This window comes from Mesorhizobium loti, assembly GCA_014189435.1.
GTDB classification, from domain to species: domain Bacteria; phylum Pseudomonadota; class Alphaproteobacteria; order Rhizobiales; family Rhizobiaceae; genus Mesorhizobium; species Mesorhizobium loti_G.
On record CP050295.1, the window covers coordinates 349,778 to 368,074 of the forward strand.

General features: G+C 60.6%; 9 protein-coding genes and 9 pseudogenes. 8 read left to right on the plus strand and 10 right to left on the minus strand.

Annotated features, from left to right (window positions below; translation table 11 throughout):
- Window positions 1-251: 251 nt before the first annotated feature.
- A complete protein-coding gene (locus HB777_38595; protein ID QND69540.1) occupies window positions 252-542 on the minus strand; it encodes a hypothetical protein in 291 nt (96 codons plus the stop codon).
- Window positions 543-741: 199 nt separating this feature from the next.
- Between HB777_38595 and HB777_38600 the strand changes: the two are divergent.
- A pseudogene (locus HB777_38600) lies at window positions 742-981 on the plus strand (nucleotidyl transferase AbiEii/AbiGii toxin family protein).
- A gap of 211 nt (window positions 982-1,192) precedes the next feature.
- On the opposite strand, the pseudogene HB777_38605 reads toward HB777_38600, so the two are convergent.
- Together HB777_38605 and HB777_38610 are read right to left on the minus strand one after the other, a co-directional pair.
- A pseudogene (locus HB777_38605) lies at window positions 1,193-2,532 on the minus strand (IS1380 family transposase).
- Between the two features lie 450 nt (window positions 2,533-2,982).
- Window positions 2,983-3,261: pseudogene (locus tag HB777_38610) on the minus strand (IS3 family transposase).
- Window positions 3,262-3,304: 43 nt separating this feature from the next.
- Between HB777_38610 and HB777_38615 the strand changes: the two are divergent.
- The gene (locus tag HB777_38615) at window positions 3,305-4,678 is read left to right on the plus strand and encodes an IS30 family transposase (GenBank protein QND69541.1); all 1,374 of its coding nucleotides are present in this window, start codon (window positions 3,305-3,307) and stop codon (window positions 4,676-4,678) included.
- Window positions 4,679-4,691: 13 nt separating this feature from the next.
- Here the strand turns inward: HB777_38615 and HB777_38620 are convergent.
- Window positions 4,692-5,593: pseudogene (locus tag HB777_38620) on the minus strand (IS3 family transposase).
- A gap of 635 nt (window positions 5,594-6,228) precedes the next feature.
- On the opposite strand from HB777_38620, the gene HB777_38625 reads away from it, so the two are divergent.
- Entirely contained in the window at window positions 6,229-6,462 is a 234-nt protein-coding gene (locus HB777_38625) for a hypothetical protein (GenBank protein QND69542.1), read from the plus strand.
- A 732-nt stretch (window positions 6,463-7,194) separates the two neighbouring features.
- Here the strand turns inward: HB777_38625 and HB777_38630 are convergent.
- From HB777_38630 to HB777_38655, 6 genes and pseudogenes are all read right to left on the minus strand, one after another.
- Window positions 7,195-7,647 carry a hypothetical protein gene (locus tag HB777_38630; GenBank protein ID QND69543.1) on the minus strand — a complete coding sequence of 151 codons (453 nt, stop codon included), beginning with the start codon at window positions 7,645-7,647 and terminating at the stop codon, window positions 7,195-7,197.
- Window positions 7,648-8,121: 474 nt separating this feature from the next.
- On the minus strand, window positions 8,122-8,829 hold the full coding sequence (locus HB777_38635) for a serine protease (GenBank protein QND69544.1): 708 nt from the start codon (window positions 8,827-8,829) through the stop codon (window positions 8,122-8,124).
- Between the two features lie 406 nt (window positions 8,830-9,235).
- Window positions 9,236-9,397 (minus strand): annotated as a pseudogene (locus HB777_38640) (hypothetical protein).
- 51 nt (window positions 9,398-9,448) lie between these two features.
- Window positions 9,449-10,239, minus strand: a pseudogene (locus HB777_38645) (cytochrome P450).
- Between the two features lie 57 nt (window positions 10,240-10,296).
- Window positions 10,297-11,706, minus strand: a complete 1,410-nt coding sequence (locus tag HB777_38650) for an insulinase family protein (protein ID QND69752.1) — start codon at window positions 11,704-11,706, stop codon at window positions 10,297-10,299.
- Between the two features lie 7 nt (window positions 11,707-11,713).
- The gene (locus HB777_38655; protein ID QND69545.1) at window positions 11,714-13,222 is read right to left on the minus strand and encodes an insulinase family protein; all 1,509 of its coding nucleotides are present in this window, start codon (window positions 13,220-13,222) and stop codon (window positions 11,714-11,716) included.
- 425 nt (window positions 13,223-13,647) lie between these two features.
- On the opposite strand from HB777_38655, the pseudogene HB777_38660 reads away from it, so the two are divergent.
- The 5 genes and pseudogenes from HB777_38660 to HB777_38680 all read left to right on the plus strand — a co-directional run bounded on the left by HB777_38660 (window position 13,648) and on the right by HB777_38680 (window position 18,209).
- Window positions 13,648-14,785, plus strand: a pseudogene (locus HB777_38660) (IS3 family transposase).
- A 91-nt stretch (window positions 14,786-14,876) separates the two neighbouring features.
- A pseudogene (locus tag HB777_38665) lies at window positions 14,877-15,262 on the plus strand (transposase).
- Window positions 15,259-15,471, plus strand: coding sequence for a transposase (locus tag HB777_38670; protein QND69546.1), 213 nt, complete (start codon window positions 15,259-15,261; stop codon window positions 15,469-15,471). The pseudogene HB777_38665 and the gene HB777_38670 overlap by 4 nt, the downstream one beginning before the upstream one ends.
- Window positions 15,395-16,417 (plus strand): annotated as a pseudogene (locus HB777_38675) (transposase). The gene HB777_38670 and the pseudogene HB777_38675 overlap by 77 nt, the downstream one beginning before the upstream one ends.
- Before the next feature lie 163 nt (window positions 16,418-16,580).
- The gene (locus HB777_38680) at window positions 16,581-18,209 is read left to right on the plus strand and encodes an IS1634 family transposase (GenBank protein ID QND69547.1); all 1,629 of its coding nucleotides are present in this window, start codon (window positions 16,581-16,583) and stop codon (window positions 18,207-18,209) included.
- Window positions 18,210-18,297 lie beyond the last annotated feature (88 nt).

The window sequence follows — 18,297 nt, forward strand, 5'->3', positions numbered from 1 at the left end:
GCGCCAACATATCGGCTCCAGTGCCCTGCGGTCGTTCCGGCTAGTTATTCAACAGTCTCGTACATATTTCGGACATGAGCGAGACTCGATCTGACCTGCAGGCTCTCATCCAAGATCACATGGCGACAAGTCCGCCACGCATAGTCTGGAACGCCTGCGGATTTTCTTAACCTCGGCAATCGCGATGCGGTGGACAAAGTGCTGCAGCGGATGGTCAAGGCCGCCGAACTGCGGCGGATTGATCGCGGACTTTACGATCGACCAACGTTCACACCTTGACTCAACAGAAAAGCCCACCAGCCCCCCGTGGCGTCATCGACGCCGTGGCGCGGCGTGATCAGATCCGGGTTCTCGTTGACGGCAAGACCGCAGCAAATGACCTCGGCCTGACTGACGCTGTACCAGCCCGCATCGTCGTACACGCCGATGCGCGGTTGCGGCCGATTCGACTTGGCAACCTCGACATCACCTTCCGGCCCACGTCGGCCAGCAAACTCTACTGGGCTGGGCGTCCGGCAATGCGCGTCGTCCAGGCGCTGCATTGGATGCGCGATATGCTAGGCCAAGATGAAGGGAACCAGAAACTGTTACGGCGCCTGCGCCGACTGCTGAACGATCCCGACCAAGGTGACCGCCTCCGTGCCGACTTGGCGGCTTGAAGCCCCTACTGCAGGACGCCGCTGAGGTATCCCAAGGCCGGCTCCAGCCGAGCGGGACTATGCCTCCGAGAATGCTGAGCCAATGAATTCTGCTTACGACCAGGTCCTGAGCGCCGACACCGAGACAAGAATGGGCTTGTTTACAACAACAGCTCAGCGTCTTAACTCCAGGCCGCAGAATATCGAAAAGGACTTCTGGGTCTGCTGGACCTTGGACGCCCTGTTCAATGGCCTGCCTGCCGATAGTCCAAGGCTACTCTTCAAGGGCGGCACTTCCCTTTCCAAGGGGTTCGGCCTTATCAGCCGGTTTTCCGAGGACATCGGTGCGCCGTGACGGTGCGGGAGGTGAAGTATGACTTAGCCGCCTTGATGCACAGCGATGAGTTGTCGGCGGCCTGAAGCTACGATTTGGTCGCGATGTGGGTGCATTTTGACAAGCCTGGTCGGGCGGCGGGGCTGATCCGTCGGTGATGGGAGGCGGGGTTTGCGGGTTGATGTTGGCGGGTTCGGTTCGGGGCATCTTGGCCCCGTCGCTATGTCACGAGTTGGGGGATGCGATCGAGGACGATGCGCAGAATACGCTGGTCGGGGCAGGATGTCGGCAGGTGCAGGCGGATTTGCGTTTTCATCTCGACCACCCGCGCGGCGATTTTGATGAGGCGCAATCGCAGCGTGTCAAATTGGGCGACGGCAAAGCTCGAGCGCCTCGGCATCGCAGCGCGCAGGCTCCACATCAGCCAGTAGGCGCCGGCATGCAGGAAGAGCCGGAACTGGTTGGCCGTCGCTCTTGTGCAGGATGTGCGGTCGGCGGCAAGATGCGTCTTCCAGGACTTGATGTGGTTCTCGGCCGCGCCGCGCCGGCAGTAGAGGTCCTCGTAGAGCGCCTTGGCCTTGCCACTGGCCAGATTGGTGACGATGAAGCGGGTGTCGGCACCTTGGGCGCCGACCTCGACCCGCGCGATGATGCGCTCGACGCGGCTCCAACTAGCGGCGCCGTCAACGAACTCCTTGAACCTGCGGACCTTGCCTGTCTTGGCCGACACTTCGAAGCGCGCCGTCGTGCTGGCCTCCAGATCCGCGACATGCTTGCGCAGGGTCGTGGTGGGCGCGAGGCCAAGATGAAGTCGACGTCGTTGGCGCGGCACCAGTCGATGACCTGCGGGCTGCAATAATGGCTATCGCCGCGGAGCAGGATTCGAATGTTCGGCCAGTTGATCCGGATCGCCCGCACCAGACGGCGCAGGTGGGGGCGGATCTCAGCCCCACTCGGCCGCTTGGCCGGTCGCAGGATCGCGCTGACGAACCGTCCCGCACCATCGAACACTACGATCGGCTGGAAGCCGTACTCGTCATGGTGGGCATTGAACAGGCGAAGCTGTTGGCCTCCGTGCACAGCGTCGAAGGTGTCGTCAATGTCGAGTACGATCCGCTTCGGCACCTGCCGGAACGAGGCGCAATAGAGATCGACCATCGCCCGCCCCATCGCAACCAGCTCCCGCACGCCGGGCAGGTTCTCCAGCCGGCACAGCGTCGATTGCGACGCCAGATCCCGACCCGACGGCAGCGCATCCTGGGCCATCTTGAAGACCGGATCGCGGCGCAGCCGGTTGGCGTCGTTGCCGTCCTCGTAGCCGGCGGCAATCATCTTCATGCGAAAGCCGATCATGTCCGCCAGGCTGTGGACGACCTGGTCCGGGCAGCGCGGATCGTCGATGCAACGCGCCAGACGCTCGGCCACCCGCAACCGCTTTTCCACCTCGGCCAAAGCCAGAACGCCGCTGTTGGACGACAGCATGCCGCCGTCGAAACGGGCGACGACGGACTTGCCGCCGACTGATGACAAACCGCTCAGCGGCAGCGTAAGATCGTTCATGGTGGGTGTGGTCTCCGGGAAATGGTTCGGATCGGCTTAAGCAACCAAATCCTAAGTCATTTCAACGGCTTGCGCCACATCCACCAACCCCCATGAATTTTTCAGGTTAGGTATCACCTCCCAAACTTGCTGATTTTCGACCGGCGGCTGTAACGCCGCCCCTCTACAGAGAACAGTAGATGGAAGGGGGCCGCAAAGCTCGACCGGGTGTCGCCGGTTGGGTGTCATAAGCAGAGCGGCCTTAACTGTACCGGATGCGCCCATCGAGCGCAGGTCGGGCTACCGCAGTGCCCATGGTGAGATAACGAAGTGAGCGTTGGAAGCCTCTATATCCGAGACCGTCTCCAAATCGCGCGATGGCGTGGGAGGCAATATAATGCGAACAGAACTGGCGCGGCTCAATGTTTAGCACTCGAGATGTGGCCTGCTGCCGGTTTTACGGACACGAGGTTAAGCTAACATAGCTTGTTCCTCGAACTCCACGGGGCTCAGATAGCCCAGCGTCGAGTGCCTCCGCCGGGGGTTATAGAAGCATTCGATGTAATCGAACACATCCGCCCTGACGTCATCCCTCGTCCTATAGACCTTGCGGGCTGTCCGCTCGGTCTTGAGCGACGAGAAGAAGCTCTCCATCGCAGCATTGTCCCAGACGTTGCCGGACCGGCTCATCGAACACGTAATGCCGTGATCGGCCATCAGGCGCTGGAACTGCTCGCTCGTGTATTGGGCGGATTCAAGCGGTCGTCGCAACACTTGAACGAAGGAGGTTGCGATGGGCATTGGAAAGCGACGATCACACCGTTCTGGGCGGGCGCCGTTGCCGTCACCGGGACGTCCGCCAGTGGCGGGGCGATCTGAACTCCAGCGATTCTGGTTGGGGATAGCGCAGGGGCTGACCAGCGAAGATGCTGCGCTGGCGGCTGGTATGTCGCAGCCTGTTGGAACCAGATTGTTCCGACAGGCGGGCGGCATGGCACCAGCGATGTTCAGATCTTCCACCAAGCCGCCGTCAGAGCGATACCTTGCGTTTGCGGAACGTGAGGAGATCGCACTTCTTCGCGTTCAGGGCCTTTCGAGACGCGAGATCGGACGCCGACTTGGCCGATCCGCCTCGACCATCTCCCGTGAGCTACGACGCAATGCCGCGACGCGCAGCGGCGGGCTGGAATATCGTGCATCGACAGCCCAATGGCACGCCGACCGATCGGCCCATCGGCCCAAACCGACCAAGCTTGCGCTCAACACAACCTTGCGCACTTATGTGGAGCAGCGACTGGCCGGCGTCGTCATGACCCCAAGTGGCGCCGCCGTTCCTGGTCCGGCCGTTCGGTGGAAGGGCCGCCGACACGGTCCGCGAAAGGATCGGCGATGGGCCAGGGCTTGGAGCCCGGAGCAGATCGCCCGACGCTTGCCGATCGACTTCCCGGACGACAAGACGATGCGCATCAGCCACGAAGCCATCTATCAAGCCCTCTTCGTTCAGGGTCGGGGAGCGCTAGGCCGCGAACTGTCGGCCTGCTTGCGAACGGGGCGCGTGCTGCGGGTCCCCAGGGCCCGCGTACGCAGTCGAGGTAAGAGCTTTGTCTTGCCGGAGATCATGATCAGTCAACGCCCCGCCGAAGCGGCCGATCGCGCGGTGCCGGGTCACTGGGAAGGAGACCTCATCCTTGGTCTTGGCAGCTCGGCGATCGGCACGCTGGTTGAGCGTACGACACGCTTCACGATGTTGCTGCATCTTCCCCGGCTTGCGGGGCATGGCGAAGCTCCGCGCATGAAGAATGGCCCTGCTCTCGCGGGACACGGGGCCGAAGCCGTGCGCGACGCGATTACGCGCACCATCATCACCTTGCCCGAAGAACTGCGCCGTTCGCTGACCTGGGATCAGGGAGCCGAAATGGCTCAGCACGATCGTCTCAAGATCGACGCGGGTGTCCAAGTCTACTTCTGCGATCCGCAAAGCCCCTGGCAGCGCGGCACCAACGAGAACACCAATGGGCTGCTGCGTCAGTACTTCCCGAAGGGCACCGACCTGAGCGTCCACAGCGCCGACGAGATCGCCGCCGTGGCCGCGGCCCTTAATGCCCGACCGAGAAAAACCCTTGGCTGGAAAACGCCGGCAGAAGCGCTTGACGAGTTGCTGTCGTGAGTGAACACAATCAGTGTTGCGACGACCGCTTGAATCCGCCTTGCGATCCCTGGTCGGAATGATGCAGCAGGCTGTCGGGCTTGCCCCGGCGCCAGATCGCCATGATGAGGGCGTCGGTGACGAGCTGTGCTGTCATTTCGGCCTTCATCGCCCAGCCGACGACCCGCCGGGAGAACAGGTCGACCACGGCGGCAACGTAGAGCCAACCTTCCGCGGTCCAGATATAGGTGAAGTCGGCGACCCATTTCTGGTTCGGCGCCGATGCCTCGAAGGCGCGGTCAAGGAGGTTGTCCGACACTGCGGCTCGCTCGCCCATATCCTTCGGGAGTCCGCGGCGCCGAGGCCTGGCACGCAGACCGTTCTCCCGCATAAGCCTCTCGATGCGATGCAGTCCGCAGGACAGCCCCTCAGCCAGCACGTCGTGCCAGACGCGACGGGCGCCATAGGTTCGGTCGCTGCTCTTGAAGCTGCGGTCGATCCTGGACACCAGGATCTCGTCATGCCGGGAGCGAGCGCTGGAGCTGCGGTTGAGCCAAGCATGGAAGCCTGACCGGGACACGTCCAGCGCACTGCACAGCCATGCCACCGGCCAGATGCTCCGGTGCCTCGCGATGAAAGCGAACCTCATGTCACTTCCCTCGCGAAGTAGGCTGCGGCCTTTTTTAGGATGTCGCGCTCCGCCTTCAGCTTCGCCACTTCCTTGCGCAGCCGGTCGATCTCCTGCTGCTCCGGCTTCATCTGCCCATGACCGGGAAACGCATGCTGCGGATCGGTCGAAAGCTCGCGCACCCATTTGCGCAGCACATTCTCGTGGAGATCGAGGTCGCGGGCAGCCTGGGACACCGCAACGCCCCGATCCTTGATCAATCTCACCGCCTCAAGCTTGAACTCGCGGCTGAACTTCCTTCTTTGCATTCCCACTCTCCAGTTCCGTTAAACACCTTATCTCGGTGTCCACGAAACCGGCAGCAGGCCAATGGGAGTGGTTCTCCTTGGCCCATCTCCCGCATCGCAAGGGGTATAGCTCACCGCCTAACGGCACAAAGGTTGAAGATCGGAACACGGGAACTCAGCTCGCCTGCCCAGATCGGAACTGGGCTAGCCGCGACGACCGGAGAAGGACGAGTCTGAGGGCGGAGCTTTCGTAGTAGTCGGAGCATGGGAAAGCCATGCACATGGCGAAGGGAAGCAGGAAGACGATAGACTTGTATGACGGAGAAATGATCCATGGACATGGATCGTCAAGCTGACGAGGCTTGGATACTCAGCGTTCAACGCAAACTCCATCAGTGGAGTCAGGCAAATCCTGACGACAAATGGCGGGACATGTGGGGTTGGTTAACCGACATCCGCACGATCCGCTGTGCTTGGCGGCGCGTGGCCGCTAATCGAGGCGTGCGCACCGCTGGGGTCGACGGGATGACCGTAGGGCGTATCCGCGCCAAATGTGGTGAAGAGCGCTTTCTGGAAGGATTGCAGGTTGAGTTGCGTCGTATCCATCCGAGCAGGACCGCGAGATTTTGGAGCTTCGCGCGTGGTAATATCGGTTCATGGAGATCGATGAGGATAAGATCGACGATGCGGTTTTGGCGCTGTTATGGCTGACGCTGCATAACGAGCGTTGCGCTTGGAAGGGTTTCGACTGGGCAACGACGGATCGGCTTCACGAGAAGGGCATGATCGGCGACCCAGTCAACAAGTCGAAGTCAATGATCCTTACCGATGAAGGGCTGGAGCGTTCGGAAGCGTTGTTCCGGAAGCTGTTTACGCGGTCGCCGCAATAGCGGTCCCTTTTGGTGCCTTCCATTTCCGCACTGTCCTTATTGACGTCAACAAGGACAGTCAGTGCGCAACCCCCACGAGGCCTACAAGGCGGCCTTGCTCGGATGCGTACGAAAAAGCGCCTATGGCGCCCTGACTCGACTATTCCTCGGCGAGGACGGCCTCTTCCTTTTCTGCATCTGGATGGTCCTGCTGTAGTAAGGCCGGATGTCGCCCCGGCAGAATCATTATGCTAACATTTTCGACATCGTCGGTCCGTGACGCGTTTACTGATGACCGGAAGCAATATGCGTGCCAAAGGAAAAACTCGCTTAATTATAAGGCAATCGATCGAAGCGGCTATGTCGCATCTCCAACATTGTCGTACATCGGACAATGCCAGGCGACATGTCACGGGGCGACAAATTGGCCTCTTCCTCAATCTGTATGGCTACGAACAACATGCGTGCTCTGATAAGGAGTTCTGGCCTTACTGGAGCCTCTGCTTTTGACATACTGCGTTGGCTACAATGAAGAGCAGGGATTCGGCCCGTGTTGACGAAGGTCCGTAAAGTCCTTTATGCTGCGCTGGAGAATACATGTTTGACATCGCAGGATGTGTCTGCGTCTCACCCAGTATGACCACGTGTACATAAGCCTCTACTGCAAAATTCCCGCGTTGGGATCTAACTGATCGGGTAAATCCGGAAATCCGAAGTTGTATAAGGTTACACGTGATCGCTAAAAATTTGCAGTTACTGAGCCTTGGGACGAAGCCGGCGTGCATACCTCTCGCAGCCTCCGATGTTTCCATCGTACTTGATGTCCTCAATCATGTCGGAGGATCCAACGATCACGTCGATTTTGCAGTGATCGTCGTAGATCTCGGTTGCTGTGCCTTGGGTCTCGACGTAGATCGGCTCCCCGTTCACATAGGCCGTGCCCGAATTAAACGTTGGAACAGTGTATGAGCCGGCGTCCCGGGTTACCCACGTGAAAACACGCTTATGGGCTATCATGCTCTCCGCATCGGGAAAGCTGAGAACGCGAAACGCCTCTTGATACGGTTGACCTCGTAACGATGTTAGGCCTGCATCCATATTTTCCATCGTGTGGCACCCATACAAAATCGACAGCGCGACTGACCCAATGGTCCAGAGCGAGGCGATGGCAGTTGCTTGGGCCAAACGTTTCAAATTCGAGTACATGCTGATCTCGCTCCCATTCTGATTCTTGTTCTCCGCAGACCGGATAGATGACTATCGGGATGGCCCGCGCCGTCAGCGTCTGCGCGGCTGCCACTGCGTGAAGGCTGAGTGGACCATTAACGCAAGAAACTGGATGACGCTCACCGCTCATTCTATCGTCCCGTGCAACGTTTACGTATCATCCGACGCAATCGTGCCAAAGGAATGAAGCTTTCAATTACAACGTGCCGCAAACTGCACGGGGAATGTGATGGTGCGCTGCGACGCGGCAACGGAAACGGAAACGGAACGAGTTCTCGTTCGCATTAGCGTGACGCAACTCGCATCCGGCCGGTTTGTCGGTAGCCTGCACAGCATTCATGGGACACGGTGAGGGCACCTGTTAAGCCGAACTCCGGTTAGTTCACAATCTGCGCGTTCAGATAGAGGCGGCAACGTGAATTTTCCATCCTGCACGCATTCTGACTCGCCGCCTCAGTTACCGAATTGTGACATCTTATCCAAGATCCACTCGCGCTCAGACGACACGCGCGTATACACACCGTACTTCAGCCGCTTTCCGCAACCGTCCCCAGTCGATACAATTCCAACCAAGATGGCGTCCTCTGGGCTATTGCCTTTGGTTAGAGGACCTCCACTGTCCCCTTGGCAAGCATCGGTCCCGCCGCTGATGCTTCCGGCGCACATCATCCCAGGAAAGATCCCCCCAGCATATGAGTCCGGACCATTGCACGTTTCGTTCTCTACGTACGGGACGGTGCCCTTTAGGAGCTGGTCTGATGGTTCTCCACCGTCTGACGATTCTCCAACGTCTAACGTATTTCCCCAACCCGACACGGTAAGTCCCTCGCCAATAGCAATTTGCGTACTGGAGGTAGCAAGGGGGATGATTGCTGCGGGCTGCGTACTGTCCACTCGCACCAGCGCCACGTCATGTTCACATGTGTCCGGGTTATATTCTTCGTGAACAAAAAAACTCTTTGCGTAGAACGAAACGCCATCATGGTAATCTGTAGCGCCTACCTTGACCTCGACCTTCACGTCGTCTTTTTCATCCGCTAAACAGTGCGCCGCTGTGACGATCCATCGCTCTGCGATCACCGATCCACCGCAAAAGTTCCCGTTAATAAGGAGTGCGACCTGCCAAGGATGCTCTTCGATCGTGGTCGGCTTGCCGTCCACGATTTTCTCTCTCAAAAGCAATCGTGGGCTTCAGCGGTAAGTCCGGATCCCGGCACGTGACAGCATGGGCGTGTTGTCCACCAAAAAGGATAGCGAGCGCGCAGAGGGTATGACGGGAGATTGGTAGCATCGGTTCCTCGTACTATTTTGCTTGACATAACGGCCGCCTGTCGTGGGGGCCAACCAGGTTGAAATAGCTAAAATACGCCCTCCTGCCTGCCAATCTCATTTGCTAGGTAGCAACCCCTCATCTCGGGTGTAGCCCCCATGTTCTTGCCTGAGATCAGGCGGGCTGTGTCGATCGGATCGGAATTGGCACTGACGCGGGAGCCCCCGCATCCACTCGTCTCAATGCGCCAAAGCACCATGCTTGATTTGTTCCAGCCACTCGCTTCGGTCGTTTGTTTCAAAGACGCTTGATCTCGATACCGTATTTCCTCAGCACGTAGCCAATCTGGCGCGGCGTCAGTCCAAGCAGGCGTGCCGCCTTCGCTTGGACCCAGCCACATCTTTCCATGGCCGCGATGACACGTTCGGCATCGGTCGTTCTCGCACCATTTAAGTGCACGTTCCGCACGCGGCCCCAGCGGGGCGATGGCCTCCCCGGCGTCGCGCAACAGAGGCCGAATTCGATCTGCGCGGCAGTGCACTCGCGCCCCGCCACCAGCATGCCCGCCGCCAGGCCGATCGCCTCTTCCTCGGTCGCCTTGCCCTGGTCGACCGCCGCGAGCAGATCCGTCAGCAGGTTGTCGCCCGGATCCTGGCGCTTGTCCCGCATCTTGCCGCGAATGTAGGCGCGCGGTTCTTCCCAGGCCAGGCCAGGCCAGGCCAGGCCAGGCGAGGCCGGGCCAGGCCAGGCCAGGCGCGACGCGCTGCGCGGGCCGCTTTCATGCTCGTGCGTCATCACCTCGTCGGACAGCCCGGCGAAAAAGGCGTGATCCTCGTAGAGTACGCCCATCAGCGCGCTGATGACCATGGCCGGAAGCGGAAAGGAGAGGTGGCGCCGCAGGTCGGCGGGCTGGGGCTGGGCCGCCAGCGTCTCGAACAACTGCGCGGCGATCGCCTCGACCTGCTGCGCGAGCAGCTTCACCCTGCGGTTGCTGAAGGCCGGCGCCACGATCATGCGTAACCGGGCATGCTCGCCCCCTCGTGCGAGACCAGCCACCCCGGCGAACCGAGAATCACCGAATCCGGGGTGAATGCTGCCGGCGGCATTCCCGCGGGCCGGAACGCCGCGTCGGACAGCACCGCCTTGGCCTCGTCGTAGCCTGTCACCCACCAGCCTTCGTGCCCGGACGGGAAGCGCACGCGGTGGATCGGACCGTTGGCGCGTAGCGCCAACTTCTCGGTCGAGGGCTCGATGTGATCGACGCGCCATATCGGCAGCGTCGGCAAGGGTTGTTCGGACATGGTGGCAGTTCACTCTCTAAGCGATGGAGGGAGAAGGAAGGCAAATGGGTCCTGGGCTCATCCTTTGCCCCCCAGCGGCGGGCCGACCACCATAATGGCGGGCTCGGCCGAAAGCAGCTTCTTCGCCGCCGCCCTGACCTGGTCGAGCGTCACCTGCTCGATGAGGGCCGGGCGCCGCTGGATGTAGTCGGTGCCGAGATTGTCTAGCTGCAATTCGACAAGCGTGGCTGAAATCGAGCTGGAGGAACCCAGATTGTTGATGGCATAGGCACCGATCAGATACTTCTTGCTCGCTTCGAGCTCGGCCGATGTTGGGCCTGTGTCCACCAGCTCCTTGATTACTTGTCTTATCAGGTCGAGCGTCTCGGCCGCCCTGTCGGCGCGCGTCGATGTCGTCACGACAAGCGTGTTGGAATGCTGGTAGCCTTCCAAGCTAGAGGAGACACCGTAGGCAAGGCCGCGCTTTTCGCGCACTTCCTGGAAAAGACGTGAGGTAAATGGCGAGCCTCCGAGTATATTGTTTATCAGCTGCGCGGCATAGAATTCCGGGTCGCTGCGTCCGATGCCGGGAAAAGCCAGCTGGAGCGAAGTCTGGGGCAATGAAGTCTGGGGCAATGCGGATTTGACCAACGTCCACCCGCCGAGCTTCGGGGTGACATCAGATACGGGGGCGAGCGCCTGCTTCTGAGGCAAATCGCCGAACAACTGGTCGAGCCTTGCGCTCAGGGCTTTGGCATCAATGTCGCCGACGACCGCCACGTGCAGCCCGTCACGACCGAAAGCGGTCTTGTGGAAGGCGCTTAGATCGGCGGGCGTTATGTGGGCCAAGCTTTGCTTGGTGCCCTCGGGCGGCCGCGAATACGGATGCGTGCCATAGAGTCTGCGCAGCCAGGCAAGCTCGGCGATCACGTGAGGTTCGCGCTCGTTGGCGATGATTTCGGAGAGAAGCTGGGCGCGAATACGCTCGACCGGCTCCTTATCGAAGCGAGGCCTGTTCACCGCGAGCCTGACCAGATCGAAAGCGGCGTTCTGGCGCTCGGAAAGCAGGCGCATCGAGCCATGGATACCGTCGCGCTGCGCGTCGAAGCTCATCTCGGCGCCGGCATCGTCGAGCTGCACCTGGAAGGTCTCGCTGTCGAGATCGCCGGCGCCCTCGTCGAGCAAGCCGGTCATCAAATTGGCAAGCCCCTCCTTACCGGCCGGGTCCTGGGTGGTGCCGCCGTCGAAGACCAAATCCATGGTGACGATCGGCAGCGTATGGTCTTCAACCAACCAGGCGGTGATCCCCTTTTCAGATTTCACCTCCTGGATATTCATCGCCGCATGGGCCCTGAGCGCCGGCAGGATGAGGAAGAGGATGGCGAGAATGACGATGACCAGCGGGGTGGCGAAGCGCGCGACGCTGCCTTGTGCCGCTGAAAGCGGAAAAGGCAGGGCTTGTGCAAAGGCGGCACGGTGTTGGTTCATCGTCACATCAATTCTCCGTATTGGGCAAGAGAGGCAAGAGATAGCCGGTGGTCGAATGGTCGGACACGAGATAGCGGGCGGCAACGGCCTTGACCTGATCGGCGGTGACCTTGCGGATGCGGTCCGGCCGTTCCTCGACGTCTTTCAGATTGCCGCCGGTGGCAAGCGTGGAGCCATACATGCTGGCGATGGAGTCCTGCTGTTCGTGGGCGAAGATTACTGAGCGGACATAGCGGTCTTTCGCCTTGTCCAGCTCGTCGCTGGTGACGCCGTCCCTGGCGATGCGGGCGATCTCGGCGTCGACCGCGGCCTCGATGTCGGCAAGCTTGGCGTCGCCCCGCGGCGAGCCGTGAATGCTGAAGTAGCTAGCATCCAGCATGGTGCCCTCGAAATGGGCGCCGGCCTCGGCGGCAATGCCCTGTTTCACTACCAACTGCTGGTACAGCCGGCTGCGGGTGCCGCCGCCGAGGATTTCGGCCAGCAGGTCGAGCGCCTCGGCCTCGCCGCGCTCAGCGGTGCGATAGGACGGCACCACCCAATGCGTCGAAAAGTTCGGCACCGACACGCGCGCGTCGGTCAGCGTCACCGTGCGCTTAGTGTTCTGCCCCGGCTCGACCGGACGGATGCGGGTTAGACCAGGAGCCGCCGGCACCGTTCCATACGTCTTCTCGGCCAGAGCCTTTACCGTCTCCGGCGCGACGTCCCCGGCCACCACCAGCACGGCGTTGTTGGGCGTGTAATATTTGTCGTAGAAGGCCCTGGCGTCGGTCCAGTCCAGCTTCTCCATCTCCTGCATCCAGCCGATGACAGGTATTCGGTAGGGCTGGTTCTGCCAGAGCGTGGCGTCGACCGCCTCGCCCAGCACCGCCTGGGGATCGTTGTCGATGCGCGAGCGGCGCTCCTCGATGATCACGTCGCGCTCGGTCTTGATATCATCGTCGGTGATGCTGAGGTTGAACATGCGGTCGGCCTCGAAGCTCATCATCTGCTCCAACGCGGGAGGCGCCACCGTCTCATAGAAGGCGGTATAGTCCTGAGAGGTGAAGGCGTTGTGCGAGCCGCCGATCTCGGCCACCGCGCGGTCGAACTCGCCGGCGGCATGGTTGATCGTCGCCGCCTTGAACATCAGATGCTCGACGAAATGCGCGATGCCGGATTTGCCGGGCGGCTCGTCGGCGCTGCCGATCTTGTACCAGACCATATGGGTGACGATCGGCGCGCGGTTATCGGGGATGACGACCACTTCCATGCCGTTGTCGAGCAGGAAATTCGTTGCCTTGATGTCGTCGTTGGCCGCTAAAACCGGAGCGGTGGTCACAAACGCCAGCGCGGTCGCAAAAAGTGTCCCGCGCAGGCAGCCAAACCGAAGGGTTACTGATGGCTTCTCTTTTCGTGACCGGCCGATGGGCAAGGTTTGAGTCAAAGTGAGTTGACCCTTGTTTTGAAGGTGCTGCGTGCTCGCCGCACTTAGTGGGAGAGAGTGGGTCAATGGCCAGCCCCGAGCCAGATGTTCCATCAGCATGTTGCCAGGTCTGACTCGAGCGTCATTTTTGAGTGCATCTGGGAAACGTGAGGTGGCATTTTTTGTTGGGTGATCATGGGACGGCTTCTCCTTGGTCCGTGACGTGTTTGCCGATGATCCGGCGTCGTTTGCCATTTGGCGATCGTGCAACGCCGGACGGTATTGATAAGGTCTCCTAGTTCATAAGATCTCCTGACTGGTTGTCCCCACAACAACCCTTCTTGCAGAGCTAGCTGACAGTAGCCTGAAAGCTACGAGCGAGTTGCGCGACAGCGATCTTGAGTGGCCTCAAGGGTAAGCGCGTAGGCATCCCCACGTAGCGTGCAGGCGGTTGAGAGCTGGCTCGGCAAAATTGAACAGGGGTTTAAGTGGAATTTCTGCCTGAGCTGAGCCAGAGTGGCTCACGAACAGGAGCTGAAATGCCGAAACGAATTCGCCGTAACCATGCTGCTGGTTTTAAAGCCAAAGTGGCGCTTGCGGCCCTGAAAGGGGAAAAGACGCTATCGGAATTGGCGCAGCAATACGATGTGCATCCCAACCAGATCGCGGATTGGAAGAAACAGCTTCTTGAGGGAGCCGCGAGCGTGTTTAACGGTGGGGAGAAAGCGGCACCAGCGGTCGATGTGAAGGTTCTTCATGCCAAGATCGGCGAATTGACGCTGGCCAATGATTTTTTAGGCTCGGCGCTCGACAAGGCCGGGCTGTTGGCGAGCGTAAAACGATGATTGATCGCGACCATGACTTGCCGATTACAAAGCAGGCTGCCGAATTGGGGATCAGCCGGGGCAGCGTCTACGCCTTGCCTCGGCCCGTGTCAGCCGCCGATCTGAAGCTGATGCGCCGGATCGACGAATTACACATGGATTATCCGTTCGCCGGCAGCCGGCTGATGCAAAAACTCCTGAAGCGGGAGGGCTATGAAACGGGCCGCTTACACGTGCGAACCTTGATGAAGCGCATGGGCATAGAGGCGCTTTATCGCAAACCGCGCACCAGCAAGCCCGGGGATGGGCACAAAATCTATCCCTATTTGTTGCGCAAACTGCCGGTCACCCGGCCCAATCAGGTCTGGGCGACAGACCTGACCTATATCCCGATGGCACGTGGGTTTTGTTATTTGGTCGCCATCGTCGACTGGTTTACGCGCAAGGTTCTGTCCTGGCGGCTCTCCATCACGATGGACACGGCGTTCTGCATTGAAGCACTCGAGGAGGCGCTCGCCCGATATGGCAAGCCGGAAATCTTCAACTCCGACCAGGGCAGCCAGTTCACCAGCATCGAGTTCACCAAGATCCTGCTCGATCAGAAAATCCAGATCAGCATGGATGGTAAGGGCGCCTGGCGCGACAACGTCTTCGTCGAGCGCCTATGGCGAACCGTCAAATACAACGAGGTCTATCTCCAGCCTATGAAAGCGTCAGCCAGGCACGTGCTTCCATCGGTAAATTCCTGACTTTTTATAACCAGAGACGACCTCATTCGAGCCTTGACGACAGAACGCCCGATGAGGCCTACTTCACCCCAATGACGCTCCCGAAGCGGCCTAAACACAGGTAGGATTCCACTTATAAATCGGGAAATCCTGTTCAAACAAACCGAGCCAGCTCTGTTGATGGTCATTTTCAGCATGAATCATGCGGAGAATCCTATGAGCGACAGTATGAGCCATCATCGAACATTCGAGATTTTGACGGCGGAGCCTGTGCCGTCCCGACGCAAGCCGCGCCATCGGTCGGACGAGAGAAGGCACGGCTTGTCGCCGAAGCGTTCTCGCCAGGGGGCAATGTCTCGGCGGTTGCGCGTTCCGAGGGGCTGGACCCCTCGCAGCTCTATGCGTGGCGCCGCAAGGCGCTTTCGTCGGGCATGGTTGCGCCACTGACGGAGGGAGCGAGCAAGCCGGCGAAGTTCACGCGCTTTGAAGCGGTGGGCAGCGACACGGTGGAAATCGTCATTGGCGACGCAGTGGTGCGCGCCGGCGGCGATGTCGATCCTGATCGCCTGGCGAGGATCATCCGCGCGGTTCGTAAGGCATGATCGCTTCCGGTGTGGTGGTTTACGTGTCGTGCCAGCCGGTCGACTTCCGCAAGGGCGCGGCATCTTTGATGGCGCTGGTCAGGGATGGCGGCCTGGACCCATTCTCGGGGGCACTTCACGTATTCCGTTCGAAGCGTGCGGACCGGGTCAAGACGCACCGCCCGCCTCGGCGAGAGCCAGTTGGTGATCGGCTTCGCGGCCGGCGGTGAACCCGGCTCGCGCCTGTCGCGCAAACTCGCCATGCCGGTGAGCGGCGACACGCTGTTGCGGATGATCCGCGCGGCCGGGTTCGAGCCGCCGGAAGCGCCGCGGGTGGTTGGCATCGACGACTGGGCCTGGCGCAGAGGACAGCGCTACGGAACGATCATCTGCGATCTGGAGCGCAACCGCGTCCTCGATCTGTTGCCCGACCGAAATGCCAACACGGTCGCGTCATGGCTGAAACGTTATCCGGGCATCGAAGTCATCGCTCGCGATCGCGCCGGCATTTATGCTGACGGCGCCCGTCGTGGTGCTCCCCATGCAACGCAGGTCGCCGACCGCTGGCATCTTCTCCAGAACCTGGGCGAAGCGTTGCGTCTGGCCCTCGGCCGCCATCGCAAAGCGGTCAGTGGCGCCGGAAAGGCGATGATGGCCGAGATGAGTGGCGATGCCGACGCCAATCCGGAACCATCAGTGGAGACTTCCCCGAAGCTTGATGGCCTGCGCCGGTCGCGCCGCAACCAGCGCAGTGAACTCTATGCTGAAGTCCTTGATTTGCGGACGACCGGCATGTCGCCGCGACAGATCGCGCCCCGGACCGGCATGAGCGTGAGAACGGTCGAGCGCTGGCTTGCAGCGGGCGGGGAGCCCGAGCACCGGCGGCCGCCCGCGCGCTCGGTTTTCATAGATCCTTTCCAGGAGTATCTCGAAGGACGCTGGCAGGAAGGCCAACGCAACGGGTTGCACCTGTGGAGCGAAATCAAGCGCCGCGGCTTTGCAGGCAGCAGGGCGACCGTCTACAGGTGGACCGCCGCCCGCCAGCAGTGCTCATCGACCGCTCCGCCAAATGCCCGATGGCGGCCGCCGTCGCGCCGAAACTGTGCATGGCTGCTGAGGGAAGACCCGACTTTGCTCGATCAGCAGACCGAACAATTCTTGGGCCATCTCTATGACCCGACTTGAACAGTTGGAGGTGAACGGATGGCGAACGCTGTCCGTTAAGCTATTGAATTCACTGGCCTTGAGTTTTCGGCGCGAAAATGTGTGGTAACAACATTTGATCTGCTAGCCGCATGTTGTATGGATTTGATGGCATTTATTCGCTAACAACGCTGGCATGTTTGTCGTTGAGAGAGTCGCGCGCGGCCACCGCTATCTTTACCTCGTGGAAAGTGTCCGCGACGGTAAAACCGTTCGCCAGCGCACGATAAAGGCGCTGGGCCGCAAGGATGCGCTGGTTGCCAGCGGCGAACTTGACAGATTGGCGGCCTCGATTGCGCGCCATGGCGAACGCAGCCTCATCCTGTCCGACATTGACGCGGGGCGAATTGCCTCTCGCCGCATCGGCGGTCCGCTGTTGTTCGGGCGGCTGTGGGAGCGGCTCGGGATCGGCGAGGTGCTGGAAGAGGTGCTGGAAGGGCGCCAGTTCGGCTTTGCGGTGGAACGGGCGGTGTTCGTTGGCACGCTGCATCGGCTGTTCGTCTCGGGCTCGGACCGCGACTGCGCGAACTGGATGGCCGATTATGGTATCGAGGGCGCCGAGGGTCTGGCGCTCCATCACTTTTACCGGGCCATGGCGTGGCTGGGCGAGGAACTCGGCGAAAAGGCGCAAGGCGCGCTGGTGGCGCGCTGCGTGAAAGACGCGATCGAGGAAAAGCTCTTCGCGCGCCGGCAGGACCTGTTCACCGACCTCAGCCTTGTGTTCATGGACACCACCTCGTTGTCCTTCCATGGCGCGGGCGGCGAGACGCTGGGCAAGCGCGGGCATTCCAAGGACTTCCGCCCCGATCTGGCGCAAATGATCCTGGCGCTGGTCGTTGATGCCGAGGGCCGGCCGATCTGCACCGAGATGGTGCCCGGCAACACCGCTGACGTGACCGTCCTGTTGCCGGTGGTCGATCGGCTGCGAACGCGCTTCGGCGTCACACGCGCCTGCGTTGTCGCCGATCGCGGCATGATCAGCGCCGATACCATCGCCGCGCTCGAAAAGCTGGGCATGGAATACATTCTGGGGGCCCGCGAACGCTCGAGCAGCGTGATCCACAACGTCGTGCTCAATGACGCGGCACCGATGGTTCCGCTCGTTCTCGAGCGCCAGCGCGGTGAAACTCAGTTGTGGGTCAAAGAGGTCAAGGTCGGTAAAGACCGCTATATCGTCAGCCGCAATGACGCCGAGGCCGAGAAGGACAAGGCCGACCGCCAGGCGATCATCGCCGGCCTCGAGGCACAGCTCAAGAAGGGCGACAAGGCACTGGTCGGCAACTCGGCCTACCGGCGTTACCTCAAGGCCAGCGGCAAGAACTTCAAGATCGATGTCGGCAAGCTTGCCGAGGAAGCCCGCTACGACGGCATCACCGTGGTGCGGACCAACGCGAAGGTGACCCCGCTCCAGGCCGTGCTGCGGTATCGCGATTTGCTCGAGGTCGAGAGCCTGTTCCGCGCCGCCAAGGCAACCTTCAATACCCGGCCGATCTTCCACCAATCCGATGCCGCCATCCGCGGGCATGTGTTTTGCTCGTTCCTGGGGCTCGTACTCAGCAAGGAACTGTACCGCCTCTGCCGGGCCAAAGGCCTGACGCCCGAATGGCAGCCGCTTCTACGCGATCTCGACCGCCTCCAGGAAGCCACCATCGAAAAGGATGGTCGCATCGTCACCACCAGAACCCACGTTACGGGCCAAGTGGGCAACGTCTTCAAGGCAGCTGGCATCGCTCTGCCACACAACCTCGACGAACAACTCGCCTGATATCATCCCCAAAATGTAGTGGTAACACGCGCCGGCGCGCGCCTAACGTGCTGATATAATAACATATTCTTACAGGCGGTGTTTAAGT